Source organism: Coprococcus sp. LG101-27, assembly GCF_027695515.1.
GTDB classification, from domain to species: domain Bacteria; phylum Bacillota; class Clostridia; order Lachnospirales; family Lachnospiraceae; genus Allocoprococcus; species Allocoprococcus comes.
On record NZ_JAQEUJ010000021.1, the window covers coordinates 14,257 to 33,188 of the forward strand.

Annotated in this window: 15 protein-coding genes; 1 reads left to right on the plus strand and 14 read right to left on the minus strand. The window is 44.3% G+C overall.

Translation table 11 applies throughout. The features are described from left to right. Positions 1 to 51 precede the first annotated feature (51 nt). The 8 genes from PG766_RS13035 to PG766_RS13070 form a co-directional block, all read right to left on the minus strand. Entirely contained in the window at positions 52 to 783 is a 732-nt protein-coding gene (locus tag PG766_RS13035) for a ClpP family protease (protein WP_055260573.1), read from the minus strand. Positions 784 to 1,031: 248 nt separating this feature from the next. Beyond that, positions 1,032 to 1,793 (minus strand): CFI-box-CTERM domain-containing protein, encoded by a 762-nt coding sequence (locus tag PG766_RS13040; RefSeq protein WP_118199447.1) that lies wholly within the window; start codon positions 1,791 to 1,793, stop codon positions 1,032 to 1,034. A 23-nt stretch (positions 1,794 to 1,816) separates the two neighbouring features. Further along, positions 1,817 to 2,551, minus strand: coding sequence for a YebC/PmpR family DNA-binding transcriptional regulator (locus PG766_RS13045; protein ID WP_022219892.1), 735 nt, complete (start codon positions 2,549 to 2,551; stop codon positions 1,817 to 1,819). Between the two features lie 51 nt (positions 2,552 to 2,602). After that, positions 2,603 to 3,445: a hemolysin family protein gene (locus PG766_RS13050; RefSeq protein ID WP_022219891.1), complete on the minus strand. Its 843-nt coding sequence runs from the start codon at positions 3,443 to 3,445 to the stop codon at positions 2,603 to 2,605. Between the two features lie 22 nt (positions 3,446 to 3,467). Beyond that, positions 3,468 to 3,815 carry a type II toxin-antitoxin system PemK/MazF family toxin gene (locus tag PG766_RS13055; RefSeq protein ID WP_022219890.1) on the minus strand — a complete coding sequence of 116 codons (348 nt, stop codon included), beginning with the start codon at positions 3,813 to 3,815 and terminating at the stop codon, positions 3,468 to 3,470. A 90-nt stretch (positions 3,816 to 3,905) separates the two neighbouring features. After that, the gene (gene alr, locus PG766_RS13060) at positions 3,906 to 5,069 is read right to left on the minus strand and encodes an alanine racemase (RefSeq protein WP_118199448.1); all 1,164 of its coding nucleotides are present in this window, start codon (positions 5,067 to 5,069) and stop codon (positions 3,906 to 3,908) included. After that, the gene (locus tag PG766_RS13065) at positions 5,066 to 6,589 is read right to left on the minus strand and encodes an NAD(P)H-hydrate dehydratase (RefSeq protein ID WP_118199449.1); all 1,524 of its coding nucleotides are present in this window, start codon (positions 6,587 to 6,589) and stop codon (positions 5,066 to 5,068) included. Before PG766_RS13065 ends, alr begins: the two co-directional genes overlap by 4 nt. Positions 6,590 to 6,669: 80 nt before the next feature. Further along, positions 6,670 to 7,317 (minus strand): redox-sensing transcriptional repressor Rex, encoded by a 648-nt coding sequence (locus tag PG766_RS13070; RefSeq protein ID WP_022219887.1) that lies wholly within the window; start codon positions 7,315 to 7,317, stop codon positions 6,670 to 6,672. A gap of 158 nt (positions 7,318 to 7,475) precedes the next feature. Here PG766_RS13070 and PG766_RS13075 point away from each other — a divergent pair, with 158 nt between their 5' ends. Further along, the gene (locus tag PG766_RS13075) at positions 7,476 to 9,383 is read left to right on the plus strand and encodes an ABC-F family ATP-binding cassette domain-containing protein (RefSeq protein WP_118199450.1); all 1,908 of its coding nucleotides are present in this window, start codon (positions 7,476 to 7,478) and stop codon (positions 9,381 to 9,383) included. Between the two features lie 57 nt (positions 9,384 to 9,440). Here the strand turns inward: PG766_RS13075 and PG766_RS13080 are convergent, their stop codons facing one another. From PG766_RS13080 to smc, 6 genes are all read right to left on the minus strand, one after another. Beyond that, positions 9,441 to 10,637, minus strand: coding sequence for an NADP-dependent isocitrate dehydrogenase (locus tag PG766_RS13080; RefSeq protein WP_118199451.1), 1,197 nt, complete (start codon positions 10,635 to 10,637; stop codon positions 9,441 to 9,443). Between the two features lie 19 nt (positions 10,638 to 10,656). After that, on the minus strand, positions 10,657 to 11,295 hold the full coding sequence (locus tag PG766_RS13085; RefSeq protein ID WP_118199452.1) for a GntR family transcriptional regulator: 639 nt from the start codon (positions 11,293 to 11,295) through the stop codon (positions 10,657 to 10,659). Between the two features lie 22 nt (positions 11,296 to 11,317). After that, on the minus strand, positions 11,318 to 12,706 hold the full coding sequence (locus tag PG766_RS13090) for a 2-isopropylmalate synthase (protein WP_055248879.1): 1,389 nt from the start codon (positions 12,704 to 12,706) through the stop codon (positions 11,318 to 11,320). A 476-nt stretch (positions 12,707 to 13,182) separates the two neighbouring features. After that, on the minus strand, positions 13,183 to 14,397 hold the full coding sequence (ilvA, locus tag PG766_RS13095) for a threonine ammonia-lyase (RefSeq protein WP_008372180.1): 1,215 nt from the start codon (positions 14,395 to 14,397) through the stop codon (positions 13,183 to 13,185). A gap of 4 nt (positions 14,398 to 14,401) precedes the next feature. Continuing rightward, positions 14,402 to 15,355, minus strand: coding sequence for a signal recognition particle-docking protein FtsY (ftsY, locus tag PG766_RS13100; protein WP_022219882.1), 954 nt, complete (start codon positions 15,353 to 15,355; stop codon positions 14,402 to 14,404). Positions 15,356 to 15,371: 16 nt separating this feature from the next. Continuing rightward, positions 15,372 to 18,932, minus strand: coding sequence for a chromosome segregation protein SMC (smc, locus tag PG766_RS13105; RefSeq protein ID WP_270590958.1), 3,561 nt, complete (start codon positions 18,930 to 18,932; stop codon positions 15,372 to 15,374).

Genomic DNA, 18,932 nt, shown 5'->3' on the forward strand with positions numbered 1-18,932 from the left:
ATCAAAAGTGTATACTTGTACATACTATTTTATTATAGCATCCTCTTCGCCTTATGTCATCTCATAATTTTTATCAGTATTTTCCATTTTTTCATCAATCATTTCATGCAATTTATTTAATGCATCTCTTATTCCGCCAACTTCATCAATGAGTCCTTCCTCCACTGCGCGTTTTCCTTCCAGCATTGTCCCCACATCTTTGACAAGCTGTGTGGAATCCAGCATCAGTTCTTCAATCCGCTCCTGTGACATTCCGGAATGCTCTGCAAGGAATCCGGTGATCCGGTCCTGCGTCTTTTCAATATTCCGCAGGCTTTGTGCCACACCGATGAACATTCCGCTTGTCCGCACCGGGTGAATGATCATCGTCCCACTTGGAACAATAAAAGAATAATCTGCCGACACGGCAAGAGGGCCACCGATAGAATGACACCCTCCAAGTACCAGAGATACTGTCGGTTTGCTTAAAGACGCGATCATTTCCGCAATCGCAAGTCCCGCCTCCACATCTCCGCCCAGTGTATTTAAGAGAATCAGCACACCATCAGTCTGAACACTGTTCTCAATCTGTGCCAGCTTTGGAAGCAGGTGCTCATACTTGGTTGCCTTTGTACTGCCGGAAACCGTCTCATGCCCTTCTACTTCGCCGATGATCGTGAGTAGCTCGATCTGATGATTCCGACGTCGGTCAAGCGAAAGCATTCCCATTTCTTTAACATGTTCATCTTCTTCCTTTGTGGTTTCCGGCTCCGTCTCTCTGACTGCCTTTTCTTTATTTTCCATATTTTCTACAGTCTGTTCCCTGCTCTTTTTCTTGCGTATCTGGTATTCTTTTACATCCGTTTCTTCCTGTATTTTCATTGCCGCATTCCTCCGTTCTTTTTAGCTTAGTATGGACAATGCTTATGAAAATATGCAGGATTTTCGCCACAGAAATGAATCGCAGATTCTTGTACTGACACAAATCTGTACCTGATTCACTGTATATGCAAAAGAGAATGCGACTCGGCACATTCTCTTTGATTTAAACATTATGAAAATAAATATTTCCTGCGCAGGCTATATACCATATCCGTATAAATCTTGCGGCATGCCTCCAGATTATCAGATTCGATCATGGAAACACATGGGTGAAGATAACGGCTCCAGATATCTGCATATACATCTTCTGAATTTTCCATCCGGTTGATCCGGTTTACGATTGTCGGAGCAATATCGTAATACTCGGCAACAATTTCTTCGCCGCCTTTCTGATTCACCAGATATTCATCTCTGTATCTTCTCATCAGATTCAGTTCGTAACAATCATCCGGTTTGCCAAGGCTTGCACATACGGCTGTAGTAATATAGCAGAGACGTGATTTGAAGCCTCCCTGGATCTGCTCGAATTCCGATTTACTGATCTTTAGTTCCAGATCATGATCATTCCAGCGTTCGATCATGCAGTCTACAATCTCTTCACAAGCATCCATTCTGCCATAACGGAACATCGGAATCACATACGTAACCATGCCCAGATTATATTTCATAAGTACATTTTCTTTTTTTCTTTTTGAACTTTCCTGATCCAGTACTTCCCGCATTCTATCCGGAAGAACAGCAGCAATCTCTTCAATCTCTTCCTGTCTGTCTTCCGAATTCTCGCATTCCTGTGCAATCTCAGTAAAAAGTGGCTTATACTTCTCGTATGCATTTTTAAACGAATCCGCATAAGTCTTTTTATTGAAATCTCTGGAAATCGGAATAATCTGGTCAAACAGGTCATTCAGTCCATTCTGTATACTCTGATTCATTCAGGTTCCTCCCGGAATCGATCCTATGCTTCTTCCCAGTTATGATATACTTCCTGTACATCATCATCATCTTCAAGAAGATCAAGCGTCTTCTGAATGTTCTTGATATCTTCTTCGTTGTCCAAAGTTACCCATGTCTGTGGAATCATTGTAACTTCTGCGCTTGCCATCGGAATACCCGCTTCTTCCAGAGCAAGACGAACCTCACTGAAATCATTCGGATCTGTAAGAATTTCAAAGCTGTCCTCTTCTTCCGAAAAATCTTCTGCTCCTGCATCCAGTGCCTGCATCATCAGATCATCTGCATCCAGTTCACATTCTTCTTTATCGACAATGATCTGTCCTTTCTGATCAAACATGAAAGAAACACATCCACTGGTTCCGATATTTCCTTTTCCCTTTGTGAAAGCGCTTCTTACATTAGAAGCAGTACGGTTACGGTTATCAGTAAGTGCATCAACGATGATTGCAGTTCCGTTCGGTCCGTATCCTTCGTATACGATGTGTTCGTAGTTATTAGCATCTCCGTCTCCGGCTGCTTTTTTGATACTTCTGTCAATATTGTCATTTGGCATATTATTTGCTTTTGCCTTTGCAATCGCATCACGGAGTCTGCTGTTGTTAGCCGGATCAGCTCCGCCTCCTTCTTTGACTGCTACAGCGATTTCACGACCGATCTTCGTGAATACTTTTCCTTTTGCTGCGTCGTTTTTTTCTTTTTTATGCTTGATATTCGCAAATTTTGAATGTCCTGACATTACTTTTTACCTCTCTTCAGTATTTTTACTATTCTCAATTGTACTATTTTATCACTTTTTTGTCCTACTGACAAGGACTTTGCGTATTGTATTATTATCAACCGACAATACATGGAACAGATAGCCTCCGAATTCCACCTGACATTCTTCATCTTCCGAAGGAATTCTGTCCAGGCAGTCGATCAGATAACCATTGATCGTATCGTAATCTTCTTCGTTGAAACTGATTCCCAGAAGCTCTTCCAGATCCTCCAGCTGTGTCATACCATCCACGATATATGTACCATCTGCCTGTTTGATGATCAGCTCTTCTTCCTCATCATACTCATCCTGGATATTTCCAACAATTTCTTCTACAATATCTTCCATCGTTACGATCCCTGATGTCTGTCCATACTCATCCAGCACGATCACCATATGGCTCTTGTCCTGCTGCATCTGTTGAAACAGTTTGTCAATCGCCTTTGTTTCCGGGATAAATCCTGCCGGACGGATGGCATCCTTCAGATCATGCACTGGTTTTTTCCTTGCCGGACCGTCCAGGTAGCTCTGCATCGCATCCCGGATATGAAGAATCCCCACAATGTTGTCAATATCTTCTTCATAAACCGGGAATCTGGATTTGTTCTCCTCCAGCATAAAGGTAAGTGCTTTTTCCAGAGATTCCTCTCCATCCAGTGCTACGATATTTTTCCGGTGCGTCATGATATCTTTTGCATCCGAATCCATATATTCAAAAATGTTGGTGATCATCTTCATCTCACGTCTTGTCAGAACACCTTTTTCATAGCCTTCCAGTACTTTTTCAATGATTTCTTCTGCAATTTTCTCTTTATCTTCATTGTCAGAAAATACATTTTTCATTTTCTGAAGTAAATTACCTTCCGTTTCCATTGCTTTCCATACTTCTCCTCTTTTATGTATGAAGCATCAGGCTGACGCACAGCGCTTCATCGACTTTTCTCATAAGCTCTTTGTCTACCCGGCACACGTAATCCTTCAGTCTCTGTTTATCGATAGTCCGAATCTGCTCCAGAAGGACAACAGAATCCTTGACGATTCTGTACCTTTTTGCATCGATTTCCACATGTGTCGGCAGCTTCGCTTTATTCATCCTTGAAGTGATCGCGGCACAGATAACGGTCGGACTGTGCCGGTTCCCGACATCATTCTGGATGACAAGAACCGGACGCACACCGCCCTGCTCCGAACCGACTACCGGACTTAAATCCGCATAATAAATATCTCCACGCCTGATCTGCACTTCTTTCACACTCCGCTTATCAAGATACTTTCATTATTGCCAGCTTTCTCCTGCTGTATTCATATCTCTTTCGAAGTGCATCCCCGCATTTTAGAAATAATCGACCTGCTCTACAACTTTTCCGTCACGCAGATATTCCCTTGGAACACGTTTATTGATATCACAGATAAATTCATAGTTAAATCTGCCGCTCAGACCGGCAAGCTCATCTATTGAAAGATAAGCATCCCCATCGTGGCCGACCAGTGTTGCCCTGTCACCAAATTTCACATCCGGAATTCCGGTCACATCTACCATAAACTGATCCATACAGACTCTGCCAAGGATCGGTGCCTTCTGACCATGGATCAGAACATATCCTTTGTTGGAAAGACTTCGTGGGTATCCGTCTCCATATCCCGTCGGAATCGTGGCGATCTGCATCCTTTTCGGGGCAACAAAGGTGCCTCCGTAGCTGACTTCCGTACCCTTTTCAATCCATTTCACATAAGTCACATGCGCGATCAGCTCCATTGCCGGTCGGAGCGGAACTGCCTCCTTATTGACTTCATCTGACGGATACAGTCCATAGGTAGAAATCCCGGCTCTCTCCAGATTCATTCCAAGCTTTGGCATATCAATGATACTTGCACTGTTTGCACAGTGATAATAAGTAAATTCCATACCTTCTGCTGCAAGATGTTCTTTCATCCACAGAAAAGCACGGATCTGTTCCAGTGTCGTGGTCTTATCCGTCTCATCTGCCTTTGAAAAATGGGTAAACATTCCTTCGCAATCCGTATAAACAAGTCTGCCGATCTTAAGGATCTCCTCTACACTTTCTTTCGCCACCGGAAAGCCAAGTCTTGACATTCCTGTATCGATCTTAATGTGCAGATATGCCTTCTTCCCCATACGGTATGCGGTCTCATCCGCAAGCTTCGCAAGCTCATAGCTGTAGGTTGTCATGCGGATCTCATGACGGATCATCTCTTCCAGCTGGTCCGGGAAAATACATCCCAGGCAAAGAATCGGCTTCTGAATGCCGGCTTTTCTAAGTACAACACCTTCATCCAGAGTTGCGACCGCATAGCCCCAGACATAGTCCACATCTTCCAGCATTCTTGAAATCGGCACCGCTCCATGACCATAACCATCTGTCTTGATGACCACGACCATCTTGGTCTCTTTTTCTATATTTGCATGCATCATTTCCATGTTATACATCACCGCATCCAGATCGATTACCGCACGCAGTCTGCTGTATTTCTTCATTCTGTCATATCCTCCAATTCCTTAAGTGTTCTGCCGAGCATTTTCAAGAGATCACCCGCAAGCACACTGTAAGAGCCAAGTTCTTTTCTGGCATGATCTCCGCACAGACCATGCAGATAAACGCCAAGCACAGCGGCATCATCCGGTCTCATATGCTGTGCCATAAATCCGGTGATCATTCCTGCAAGCACATCTCCCGATCCGGCCTTTGCCATTGCCGCATTACCGGTGGTATTGATCATAAGCCTTCCCTCTGGCGCTTTCACAAGTGTCCTGCTGTCTTTCAGTACACAGACAGCATGGACTTTTTCTGTATATTTCCTTAATAGCTCTCTTCTGTTGTCTTTTAATTCCTGTACGCTGTATCCGGTCAGTCTGGACATTTCTTTCATATGTGGAGTAAGTACATATCCGGAAGGATTCATCCGAATCTGTTCGATCCCCCACTCATCGGTCTTTGCCAGAAGGTTCAGTCCGTCCGCATCAATAACAGCCGGGGTTTTATTATTCTCAAGCACCTTTTTCAGTAATTCCTCCGAATGCGGTCCCATACCGAGTCCGCATCCAATACAGAGCACATCCGCCCATTCCAGCAAATCCGGAAGTTCTTCAAATGATTCTGTCTCATCCAGAGAATAGGTCGTCATTACCGCCTCCGGTAAAAGTTCCTGTAAGATTGCCCGGTTACTTTCCTCCGTATAAATCCGGACAAGACCTGCTCCCGAAAGATATGCTGCCCTGGCACTTAAATATGCTGCACCGGACATTCCTTTGCTTCCGGTAATCATCAGAACCTTTCCATAAGTCCCTTTATTAGAATCCGGTTTCCTTTGCGGCAGCATTGTCGGCACATCGGATTTTTCAAGTGCCATGCAGATTTCTTCTTCCGCAAAAAACTCCGGTCTGGTAATTCCGATCGGTGCTGTAACAAGCTTTCCTGTATACTCACATCCCGGATATAGGATCTGTCCCATCTTCTGAAACGCAAAGGTCACTGTAAGATCTGCTTTAAATGCCGTTCCAAGCACTTTCCCATCATCCGAACGGATCCCTGAAGGAGTATCGACTGCCACCTTACAGGCAGTCATCCGATTCATCTGATCAATCACCTCTGCATATCTGCCTTTTATTTCACGGGATAGGCCAATACCGAATACGGCATCTATAATAACACTATATTCTTTCTGTGGCAAACTGTTTCCTACAGATATTCCCAGATTTCCCAGAATTTTCATCTGGATTTTTGTTTCTTCACTACGATGGTCATAATTTCCGACCAATACTACATCTGGATGATTTCCTTCTTCTACGAGCATCCTTGCAATTGCGAATCCGTCACCACCGTTGTTGCCACTTCCACACACGACCAGTGCTTTCGACAAATCTATGTCTTCTGCTTTCATCGCAGCCACACACTGAAGTGCCGCCCGTTCCATCAGGACAAGGGACGGGACCTGCATCTTCTGTATCATTCTCTGATCCGATCTTCTCATCTGATCTGCTGTCAGTATTTCTTTCATATCCGGTCTCCCATACATTTAATTTTCAAAAAGGTGCAGGAAAAAACTTTCCTGCACCTCTGCCTTCTGGTCTGCTTTGCCTACTTTCCTTCATGTTCTTCATTGTATCTGGTGATATTATAAGATAATCTCATCAGACTTTCAGACAAATGAACATTCTCCACAATAATATTATCCGGCAGATTCAGATCTGTATGCGCAAAATTCCAGATAGCCTTGACTCCATTATCTACCAGGAGATTGGCAACCTCTACTGCTTTTGTCTTCGGAATCGTAAGAACCCCGATCTCAATATCGTTTTCTTTCACAAAATCCTTCAATTCATCCATCATACGGATCTCAACTCCACGGATCGTCAATCCGGCAAGCCTTGGGTTTACGTCAAACAGCCCTTTTAAAACAAATCCCCGATTTTCAAATGCTGCATAGTTCGCCAGTGCCTGTCCAAGATTTCCTGCTCCAATGATAACGAATTTATGTTTCTCGTTCAGTCCAAGGATCTTACCTATCTCTGTATAAAGATACTTTACATTATAGCCATATCCCTGCTGTCCAAATCCACCAAAATTATTCAGATCCTGACGGATCTGTGAAGCAGTTACTTTCATTCTTTTACTTAATTCATTGGATGATATCCGTTCGACTCCGCTCTCCAGTAGTTCCCCTAAATAACGATAATACCGCGGAAGTCTCCTTATTACTGCCTGAGATATTTCTCTTGATGCCACTTTCACTTCCACCTTCCTATTTTCTGACTCATTATTTTTAATTATATAAGAATCCAGTGAAAAAGTCAAATTTTATAGTTGTTTTTTGTCGTATTTCAGCTATAATTATGTTACTGTGAGCAGTAACATAATTGCCACTTTAACAGGAGGATATAAAAATGATACTGGCATGTCATAATCTGTCAAAAAGTTTTGGGGATCAGGTCATCGTAAAAGACGGATCCTTTCATATAGAGAACCATGAAAAAGCTGCTCTTGTAGGTCTTAATGGAGCCGGCAAATCCACGATCCTCAAGATGATCGTAGGACAGCTTTCTCCCGATGCAGGGACGGTTGTTCTTACCAAAGGCAAAACTCTCGGCTACCTTGCACAGCATCAGGAGATGGAAAGCGGCAATACCATTTACGAAGAAGTCCGCACGGCAAAAGCCGAAGTCATTGAGATGGAAAAGCAGATCCGTACAATCGAGATCGAGCTTCCGTCTCTTTCCGGAGATGCTCTTGAAGCACGTCTTGCCACTTATCAGAGACTGACTTCTGCATTTGAGCACGCAGACGGTTACGCTTATAAAAGTGAGCTTACCGGCGTTCTAAAAGGTCTCGGATTTACAGAAGAAGAATTTACCAAACCCGTAGATTCTTTATCCGGTGGTCAGAAGACTCGTGTATCTCTTGGCAAACTCCTTCTTACCAAGCCTGACGTCCTGCTTCTGGATGAACCAACAAACCACCTGGATATGAACTCCATCGCATGGCTGGAAACCTATCTTCTGAATTATCCGGGTGCTGTTCTTATCGTATCCCACGACCGCTATTTCCTGAACCGTGTGGTTACAAAGGTGATTGAAGTCGAGCAGGGACAGCTTCATACTTATATGGGCAATTATTCTGATTTTGCTGTCAAAAAAGAACAGCTCAGAGAAGCCAGATTAAAAGAATACTTGAATCAGCAGCGTGAGATCAAACATCAAGAAGCCGTGATCGAAAAGCTCCGTTCATTTAACCGTGAGAAATCCATCAAGCGTGCCGAAAGTCGGGAAAAAATGTTGGACAAGATGACGCTTGTAGACAAACCGATGGAGATCAACACTGACATCCATCTGAAGCTGGAGCCTTCCCGTGTCAGTGGCAATGATGTCCTTTCTGTCAAAGGATTAAGCAAAGCCTTTCCGCCACAGACACTTTTCACCGATATCAGTTTCGAGATCAAGCGTGGGGAACATATAGCCATCATTGGCGACAACGGAACCGGAAAAACTACGCTTCTCAAGATTCTGAACAATGTGATCCAGGCAGACAGCGGTTCCTTTACACTGGGTGCCAATGTGGAGATTGGTTACTACGATCAGGAACACCACGTCCTTCATATGGATAAGACGATCTTTGAAGAAATTTCCGATGATTATCCGACACTTACCAACACACAGATCCGGAACATGCTTGCGGCTTTTCTTTTTACCGGAGATGATGTTTTCAAGCTGATCGGTGATTTAAGTGGTGGTGAAAGGGGACGTGTATCTCTGGCAAAGCTGATGCTCTCCAATGCAAATTTTCTGATCCTCGATGAGCCGACCAATCATCTGGACATCACTTCCAAGGAAATTCTTGAGCGGGCTCTGAACGATTATACCGGTACGATACTTTATGTATCCCACGACCGTTATTTCATCAACCAGACTGCCACCCGTATTCTGGAACTGACCGGTAATACCTTTGTAAATTATATCGGTAACTATGATTATTATCTGGAGAAAAAAGATCTTCTGACCCCGGCTGTTTCCACAGCTGCTTCCGAAGATGCACCGGCGCAGGTTTCCGAATCCAAACTAAGCTGGCAGGAACAGAAAGAAGAACAGGCACGTCTCCGTAAAAGGCAGAACGACCTGAAGAAAACAGAAGAACGTATCGGTGTTCTGGAAACACGTAATGGCAAAATCGATGAACTGATGATGCAGGAAGAAGTCTATACGAATTCTGTTAAATGCCAGGAACTGGCAAAAGAAAAAACAGCAAACGAAGCAGAACTCGAAGAACTCTATGAAAAATGGGAAGAACTGGCTGAATAAGCCAGTTCTTCCCATTTTCCTGTCAGAGATACGCCCTTCATGCATTCCCTGCTCTTTTTATAATCTTTCTGCAATCGCTTTAATAAACCCTTCACTGTTCAGTACATGTACCTCCGGAAGAGTTGTGATCATTGCCAGATCCTTTGTCATATAACCCTCTTCAATCGTATCAATCGTTGCTTTTTCCAAACGGTCTGCAAAATCCATCAGTTCCTGGTTCCCATCCAGTTCTCCTCTCTTGCGCAAGGCTCCTGTCCATGCAAAAATTGTTGCAACAGAGTTTGTTGAAGTCTCTTCCCCTTTCAGGTGTTTATAATAATGACGCTGTACTGTTCCATGTGCAGCTTCATATTCATAAAAGCCTTCCGGTGATACCAGTACAGATGTCATCATGGCAAGTGAACCAAATGCTGAGGAAACCATATCACTCATCACATCCCCGTCATAATTCTTACATGCCCAGATATAACCACCCTCTGACTTCATTACACGGGCTACCGCATCATCGATCAGTGTGTAGAAATATTCAATTCCCGCTTCATCAAAAAGGTTCTTATACTCCGCATCAAAGATCTCTTGGAAGATATCTTTGAAAGTATGGTCATATTTTTTGGAAATGGTATCTTTTGTTGCAAACCAAAGATCCTGCTTTGTATCCAGTGCATAACTAAAACAGCTTCTTGCAAAACTTTCAATCGATGCATTGATATTGTGCATTCCCTGGATAATACCTGCTCCTTCGAAATTATGGATCAGCTCTCTTGTCTCTGTTCCGTCAGGTGCCGTGTAGACCAGCTCTGCCTTTCCAGGTCCCGGAATCTTCATCTCGGTTCCTTTATATACATCCCCATAAGCATGACGGGCAATCGTGATCGGCTTCTTCCAGTTCTTTACACATGGTTCAATTCCTTTTACCACGATCGGAGCACGAAATACCGTTCCATCCAGAATCGCACGGATTGTTCCGTTCGGACTCTTCCACATCTCTTTGAGTTCATATTCTTTTACTCTTGCCGCATTCGGTGTAATGGTCGCACATTTGACTGCTACTTTGTACTTCTTTGTTGCATTAGCCGAATCAACTGTAACTTGATCATCTGTCTCATTGCGGTGTTCCAATCCAAGATCATAATAATCTGTCTTAAGATCGATATACGGCAGAAGAAGATCATCTTTTATCATCCTCCAGAGAATTCTGGTCATCTCATCTCCGTCCATCTCAACAATCGGTGTCGTCATCTGAATTTTACTCATAACTTCGTCTCCTTTTTGGCTATTCTTCTTCGATATGCAGGTTCTCCATAACATGCATAATATGGATCGTTGCCAGATTGCCGGCTTTTTCCGCATCCTTCGCCTTGATGGCATTCAGGATCTCGTTATGCTCACCAATCGACTTGATCGCACGCTCTTCTGTCTTAACGGAAGTCCTTCTTGCAAGCTGTACATATTTGTGAAAATCTGAAAGCACATGATCCAAAATCCTGCTCTGTGATGCCTCATACAGAATCTGATGAAATCTTCCATCCAGCTCTGTCAGCTGATCGGAATGTCCTTTATCCATATGATACTCGGATAAAAGAATGATCTCATCCAGTTCTTCCAGCTGCTCCTGTGTAATATGTTCTGTTGCCCAACGGACACATAATCCTTCCAGCATGGAACGAATCATATAAATATCATGTACATCCTTATCAGAAATACCGGTAACATAGGCTCCTTTATTCGGGATGATGTTCACCAGTCCCTCCAGTTCCAGCTGTCTAAGTGCCTCTCTTACCGGTGTACGGCTAACTCCAAGTTCCTTCCCCAATGTTGCTTCCCTGAGTTCGTCATTTTCTTCATACTTACCTTTCAGAATGTCATCTCTGATAGTTTGAAAAACCTGACTTCTCAATGAATACTCTTCCATTTTATCTCTCTCCTGAATTTTGTTAGATTGTAATCCCCTTTTCGTCACAGATTCTCTCAATCTCCCGGATTAGTTCCTGATCTGTGAGTACGGTCACACGGCCGGATTCATATTCCGCGTCAACCCACTTCTTCAATTCTACAACTAAAATGGAATTCTTGTCTACCTGTTTCTCATTTTTCAGGTGATAATATGTATTTATCCAGTGTGCAATACCTGCAAGGCCGGAAGTATTTGACACAGCAACCAGCGGTGGACGGTTCAGAAACTTGCCGGTATCAAACACATTGTAGATTTCTTCGTTCTTTAACAGTCCGTCTGCATGGATCCCCGCACGGGTTACATTGAAATTCTTTCCGACAAACGGGGTACGCGGCGGAATCTGATATCCAATCTCTTTTTCATAATATTCTGCCAGTTCAGTAATCACCGTTGTATCCATACCATCCAGCGTTCCACGAAGCTGCGCATATTCAAAAATCATCGCTTCCAGCGGCGTATTGCCGGTACGTTCACCGATTCCAAACAAGGAACAGTTCACACCACATGCTCCATAAAGCCAGGCCGTTGTAGAATTGTTGACTGCCTTGTAAAAATCATTGTGTCCATGGAATTCGATCAGTTCACTCGGTACACCTGCATGTACTCTGAGTCCGTAAATGATACCCGGAATGGAACGAGGAATCACAGCCCCCGGATAGTTGACTCCGTATCCCATTGTATCACAGACACGGATCTTCACCGGAATCTGATACTCTTCCATCAGATGCATAAGTTCCAGACAGAATGGAATTACAAATCCATAAATATCCGATCTGGTAATATCTTCCAGATGACATCTTGGACTGACACCGGTCTCCAGACATTCACGTATAACTGACAGATAATGTTCCATCGCCTCTCGTCTTGTCATCTTCAGTTTATAAAAAATATGATAATCCGAACAGCTTACCAGGATTCCGGTTTCCTTCATTCCCAGATCTTTTACCAGCTCAAAATCCTTTTTATTTGCACGGATCCAGCTTGTGATCTCCGGGAACTTATAACCTCTTTCCATACATTTATATACGGCATCACGGTCTTTCTTGCTGTATAAGAAAAATTCACTCTGACGAATCTTCCCCTGCGAACCTCCAAGCCTGTGCATATAATCGAAAATGGTTACAATCTGATCCGTTGAATAGGGTGCTCTCGACTGCTGTCCATCCCTGAATGTCGTATCCGTGATCCAGATCTCATCCGGCATACTGTGCGGTACAATACGATCATTAAACGCAATCTTCGGAATCTCATCATAATGAAACAGGTTCCGGAACACATTCGGTGTGTCCACGTCTACCAGCGGGTACATATGCTCCTCAAGTTGCAATAAATTTGTATGCTTATCCAGATAAACCTTCCTATTTTCCATAACCGTCACTCCCCGACCTGTATTTTTGTATTATTGTATACAACTATACCTTCGATGTCAACCCCATTTTCCTCATTTCGTGACTTTAACCCAGTATTTCATTCAATTAAAGTGCTAATTGGTTAAATTTCCATATTTTTCCATCTATATCTCCCGTCTTTAACAAGCACCCAATCACATTTGCAGTCTCTATCCCCTCTCCCTCACTATGAAGCAGTCCTGCCCTTTTAACCAATACCGTTCATTGGCCGGGCGAGAAAAAGAATCTCTTCCAATCCTATTTTGTGCAATGGAGATGAAACTCAAAAATTATGGAAGCCTCTGCTGACATAATTTTCGCCTTCAGAGGTTCATCGGAATGGTTTGCACAACCTGGATTGGAAGAGATTCTTTTTCTCGCCCGACCTAACAACCTTATTTTCAAAAAAAGACAGCCTCATCCCTCACCAGGGGATAAGACTGTCCTCTTAAACATTCTAATATAACTTCGCACTGATCAGCTTCGGTCTGAACCCGGCTGCCTCCAATGCCGCAATGATCCGGTTCTTATGATCGGTTCCAAATGCTTCCAGTGTCACACGAAGCTCCACAGCCGCATTCCGGTTAATACTTACAAACTGATTATGTTCCAGTTTGATCACATTTCCCTGCTCTTCTGCAATCGTCTGTGCCACTTTTACCAGTTCACCCGGTTTATCCGGAAGAAGTACCGATACAGAGAAGATACGGTCTCTCTGGATCAGTCCGTGCTGTACAACTGAAGACATGGTAATAACATCCATGTTCCCGCCGCTTAAGATAGATACTACTTTCTTACCTTTCAGATCCAGCTGTTTTAAAGCTGCAACGGAAAGAAGACCGGAGTTTTCTACTACCATTTTATGGTTTTCCACCATATCAAGGAATGCTCCGACCAGTTCATCGTCTTCTACAGTTACGATCTGGTCTACATTTTCCATGACGTATGGGAGATTCTGTTCCCCGACTTTTTTTACTGCTGTACCATCTGCGATCGTGTTGGCACTTGGAAGTGTTACGGTATGTCCTGCTTCGATTGCAGCAGTCATACTTGCTGCTTCTGCCGGTTCCACACCGATCACTTTGATCTTTGGATTCAGCATTTTCGCAAGTGTAGATACACCTGTGATCAGTCCGCCGCCCCCGATCGGTGCAAGGATATAATCAACGGTCGGGAGTTCCTGGACAATTTCCATTGCAATCGTTCCCTGTCCGGTAGCTACATCCAGATCATCGAACGGATGTACAAAAGTATATCCGTACTCTTCTGCAAGCTCATAGGCCTTTGCACAGGCATCGTCATAGACATCTCCGTGTAAAACAACCTCGGCGCCATAGCTCTTGGTACGGTTTACCTTGATCAGCGGAGTGACAGTTGGCATAACAATCGTCGCCTTACATCCAAACGCTTTTGCCGCATATGCCACACCCTGCGCATGGTTTCCTGCTGAAGCTGTGATCAGACCTTTTGCACGATCTTCCTCAGAAAGTGTGCTGATCTTGTAATAAGCTCCTCTTAATTTGTATGCACCTGTGTACTGCATATTTTCCGGTTTCAAATAGACCTTTCCCCCGGTCTGGCTACTGAGATACTCACTGTAGATAAGCTTTGTCGGACGTGTCACACGTTTTACGATCTCGCTTGCTTCTTCAAATTTTTCCAATGTCAGCATATTATTATTCTTCTCCTTCTTCCTTCTTTTCTTCTGTTGTAAATAATGCCTGTACAAATTCGTCGGAATCGAATTTCTGCAGATCATCGATTGTCTCACCGACACCTATATATTTAACAGGAATTCCAAGCTCTGCCTGAATTGCAACTGCAATTCCACCTTTGGCCGTTCCATCCATCTTAGTCAGGATAATTCCTGTAATATCCGCAACATCACTGAATTCCTTTGCCTGTGAAAGTGCATTCTGTCCGGTCGTTGCATCCAGAACGACCAAAGTTTCCCTGTATGCTTCCGGATATTCTCTTTCCAGCACACGGTTAATCTTCTTCAGTTCCTCCATCAGGTTCTTTTTATTGTGAAGTCTTCCGGCTGTATCCACCAGAAGGATATCTGCCTTTCTCGCTTTTGCAGCCGCTACCGCATCATAAACGATGGCTGCCGGATCTGCACCTTCCTGTCCGCCGATCAGATCTGCATCCGAACGATGTGCCCATTCCTTTAATTGATCGCCCGCAGCTGCACGGAAAGTATCTGCTGCAGCAAGCACAACTTTCTTGCCCTGACCTCTCATCTTACCGGCAAGTTTTCCGATAGTAGTCGTCTTTCCGACTCCATTTACTCCGATCACCAGAACAACAGAAGTCTGGTTTTCAAATTCATAAGCTGTCTCGCCTACATCCATCTGCTCTTTGATACTGTCGATCAGGAGCTGTCTGCACTCAATCGGCTCTTTGATATGCTGTTCTTTTACTTTTTTACGAAGATCATCAAGAATCGCGTAAGTTGCTTTTACCCCCAGATCTCCCATGATCAGAACCTCTTCCAGTTCCTCATAAAAGTCCTCATCTATCTTTGAAAATCCATGAAAAATACTGTCCATTCCAGACACGATATTATCGCGCGTCTTGTTAAGTCCTGCTACCAGACGCTTAAAAAATCCCATTTTTTCTTCTGCCATCATATCCTCCTATCCACTACTTTGTAAGCTCATCTTCCAGAAGATCCACAGATACCAGCGTTGATACCCCTTTTTCCTGCATAGTGATCCCATACAGCCGGTCTGCCGCTGTCATCGTACCACGACGGTGTGTAATGACGATAAACTGTGTATTTTTCGTCAGCTTGTGCAAATACTGTGCAAATCTCGTGACATTAGAATCATCCAGTGCCGCCTCGATCTCATCCAGCAGACAAAACGGGGAAGGTTTCAGATTCTGGATTGCAAACAGCAGCGAAATCGCCGTCAACGCCTTTTCTCCACCGGAAAGCTGCATCATATTCTGAAGTTTTTTACCCGGCGGCTGCGCAATGATCCGGATTCCGGCTTCCAGCACATCCTCATCATCCATCAGTTCCAGAGTTCCTTTTCCACCACCGAACAGTTGTTTGAACACCTGATTAAACTCCTGGCTGATCTTTGCAAACTGCTCAGTAAACTGCTTGCGCATCGCCTCGTCCAGCTCTTCAATGATCTTCTTGAGCGTTGCTTCTGCCTCTACCAGATCATCATGCTGCGTTTTCATAAATTCATACCGCTCGGAAAGATTTTTAAAATCTTCGATCGCATTGACGTTCACCGATCCGAGTTTCCGGATCTCCGTCTTTAATTCCTGGATCCGCCTTCGCATCTCGGCAGGATCTGTCAGACTCTCATCCCGGATTTCCAGTGCATGATTATACGTCAGTTCGTACTCTTCCCACATATAATTGATCTGCTTTTCCAAAGCTTCCTCGTAGCCTTCTTTCTTGCTGGTAAGCCGGAAGGATTCTTTATCAAGCTCTGCCATATGGGCTGCCAGATCTTCTCGCTTTTTCAGGAATGCCTTATGCTTCTGATTCAGTTTTTCCCGCTTTTTCTGCGATTCTTCGATCTCTTTGTTGATTTCCTCAAATAATTCCTTTGAATTCTCTATCGTCTGCCGGATCTCGGTAATCTGTGCTTCCTTTTGCTCTATTTCACCGTGATTCTCTCCTTTGCTTGCATTTAAAGCGGCAAGCTCTTCCTGGAATTTTCCCACCTCTTCCCGGATACGGACAAAATTCTCCTCAATAAAATCTTTTTTCTGCTCCAATGCAGCAAAACTGAGGTGAATATTTTCATTTTTGCGCACTTCTGCCGCTTCTGCCTCACGCTCTTTTTCCAGCCACTTCTGTGAGCTTTCCATCTGGCGTGTCAGCTCGTCCTCCAGTTGCTGGCTGGTCTCCAGTTCCATTTTGATCGATTCTTCGTTTTCCTCGATCTCATGAACCTGTTCTTCCAGTTTCTTGCGCTCCGCATAAATTCCTTCTGAATTTTCTCTGGTCGCATTTTGACGGCTTTTTACCTGATCCAGATTCATCTTCGCAGTATTTTGAACCACATAGTCATTCTGCAATTCCTGCTGGATCTCTTCCACCTTTGCATACAGCGCCGTCCGCTTCTCCTTTGCGGCCGCAACTTCTGCTTCCGATTTCTGGAGTTCTGTTTTCAGACGCGCAACCGTCTTTTCCAGTTCTTCAATCTCACGTCTTCTGCTGAGCAGATTACTGGAATTCTTAAATGCTCCACCACTCATTGCTCCGCCAGGATTGATCAGATCTCCTTCCAGCGTAACGATACGCAGAGACTGACGATACTTTCTTGCCAGACGGATCCCAGTATCAATGTTGTCTGCCACAAGAGTTCTTCCAAGAAGATGCTCTGCAAGAGATGTAAATTTATCTTCTACCGTTACCAGCTTGTCCGCCGTGCCGATCACACCCGGCTCGCGAAGGGCTTCTGCCCTGGCAAATCCCTGTCCCCCATGAATCGCTGTCAACGGAAGGAAAGTTGCACGGCCATACCGGTTCTGCTTCAGATAACCAATCATTTTTTTTGCAGTCTCTTCGTCTGCAGTAACAATATTCTGGATACTGCCTCCAAGTGCAATCTCCACCGCAGTCTCATATTTTTTATCTACTTTGATCAGATCAGCCACAACCCCCAGGATTTTCGGCTCACGGCTTTTCTGCTCCATCACACGACGGATACTGTTCCCATAACCATCGTAACGCTCCGTAAGGTTCCTCAGAGACTCCAGACGAGAGTACTCCCTGTGATAAGCATTCTGCCTGTTTCGCAGGTTTTCATTTGCCTGTCCGATCTCTTTTTGCAGTCCGGCAATCTCTGTTTCATAGTTTTTGATCTGTTCTACAGAATCCGTGATCTTCCCTGATACTGCCTTCAGTTCTTCCGTATACTGCGCGGCAAGTTCCTGTTGTCTCTGTACATCACTCTCCGCTTCTACCAGACGTTTGTAAAGCAGTGCCCGGCGTACCTTGATCTGTTCAAGCGTCGTTTCATAATGCTGCAGCTTTGCCTTCGTGGATGCACGGTTATTCAGAAGCTCACGGATATCGTTCTGATTCTTTTCAATCTCCACTGTCATCTCTGCAATCCGGCTCTGCAGGGCAGTCAGCTCCTCTCCTGCCTGCTTTTGTCTCTCAGATGCTGCTGCAAGATGTCTGTCGATCTCTGCTTTTTCTTCTTCCAGTTCGGATTTCTGCCTTTCACGGTTTGCAAGCTCTGCCTGAATATCGTTTGCGCGTTTTTCATAGTGTTCATCATTCATACGGACACTGTTGATCTGCTCTTTTAAAAGCTCGATCTGGTTTTCCAACTGCTGCTTCAGAAGTGTTGTCTCATTTCTCTGGCTTTTTGCATGCTCGATTCCGGCGTCGATCTCATCTACTTCCTGCTCAATCTTCTCATACTGTGCCTTCATATCTTCATGCTTTTTGCCGGCTTCAGTGAGTTCATCCTGCGCAATCTTCAGCTTCTCATCGTTTTCCCGGATCTGCCCCTTCAGACGTTTCATCTCCACCAGGAACATATTGATGTCATAATGCTTCAGTTCTTCTCTCTTTTTCAGATATTCCTTCGCTGTCTCCGACTGTTTCTGAAGCGGACCAAACTGCTTTTCCAACTCTCCCAAAATATCATTAACACGGACCAGATTGCTCTGCTCTTCTTCCAGTTTGCGAAGAGATAACGCCTTGCGGCGCTTAAATTTGACAATCCCGGCCGCCTCATCAAAAAGCTCTCGTCTCTCTTCCGGCTTACCGCTCAGGATCTTGTCAATCTGTCCCTGTCCGATGATCGAATATCCTTCTTTTCCGATACCTGTATCATAAAACATCTCATTGATATCTTTGAGCCTGCAGACACTGCCGTTGATCAGGTATTCACTTTCCCCCGAACGGTACAACTTTCTTGTGACTTTAACCTCTTCAAACTCCACCGGGAGTTTGTGATCTGAATTATCCAGTGTGATCGCAACCGATGCGTAGCTGAGGGGTTTCCGGTTTTCCGTGCCGGAAAAAATAACATCCTGCATCGTACCTCCACGGAGCTGCTTCACCTTCTGCTCTCCGAGTACCCAGCGGACGGCATCCGCCACGTTACTTTTCCCACTTCCGTTCGGTCCGACGATTCCGGTGATCCCGTTATGAAATTCAAAGACAATCTTATTTGCAAAAGACTTGAATCCCTGTACTTCAATACTTTTTAAATACAT

Excerpts from the sequence above, each read along its gene's own strand:
- PG766_RS13050 (WP_022219891.1), bottom strand. The coding sequence starts at position 3,445 with ATGGAAACGGAAGGTAATTTACTTCAGAAAATGAAAAATGTATTTTCT.
- ftsY (WP_022219882.1), bottom strand. The coding sequence starts at position 15,355 with ATGGCAGAAGAAAAAATGGGATTTTTTAAGCGTCTGGTAGCAGGACTT.
- PG766_RS13065 (WP_118199449.1), bottom strand. The coding sequence starts at position 6,589 with ATGAAAGAAATACTGACAGCAGATCAGATGAGAAGATCGGATCAGAGA.
- PG766_RS13045 (WP_022219892.1), bottom strand. The coding sequence starts at position 2,551 with ATGTCAGGACATTCAAAATTTGCGAATATCAAGCATAAAAAAGAAAAA.
- alr (WP_118199448.1), bottom strand. The coding sequence starts at position 5,069 with ATGAAGAAATACAGCAGACTGCGTGCGGTAATCGATCTGGATGCGGTG.
- PG766_RS13085 (WP_118199452.1), bottom strand. The coding sequence starts at position 11,295 with ATGGAAGAGTATTCATTGAGAAGTCAGGTTTTTCAAACTATCAGAGAT.
- PG766_RS13080 (WP_118199451.1), bottom strand. The coding sequence starts at position 10,637 with ATGAGTAAAATTCAGATGACGACACCGATTGTTGAGATGGACGGAGAT.
- ilvA (WP_008372180.1), bottom strand. The coding sequence starts at position 14,397 with ATGCTGACATTGGAAAAATTTGAAGAAGCAAGCGAGATCGTAAAACGT.
- PG766_RS13075 (WP_118199450.1), top strand. The coding sequence starts at position 7,476 with ATGATACTGGCATGTCATAATCTGTCAAAAAGTTTTGGGGATCAGGTC.
- smc (WP_270590958.1), bottom strand. The coding sequence starts at position 18,932 with ATGTATTTAAAAAGTATTGAAGTACAGGGATTCAAGTCTTTTGCAAAT.
- PG766_RS13090 (WP_055248879.1), bottom strand. The coding sequence starts at position 12,706 with ATGGAAAATAGGAAGGTTTATCTGGATAAGCATACAAATTTATTGCAA.
- PG766_RS13035 (WP_055260573.1), bottom strand. The coding sequence starts at position 783 with ATGGAAAATAAAGAAAAGGCAGTCAGAGAGACGGAGCCGGAAACCACA.
- PG766_RS13040 (WP_118199447.1), bottom strand. The coding sequence starts at position 1,793 with ATGAATCAGAGTATACAGAATGGACTGAATGACCTGTTTGACCAGATT.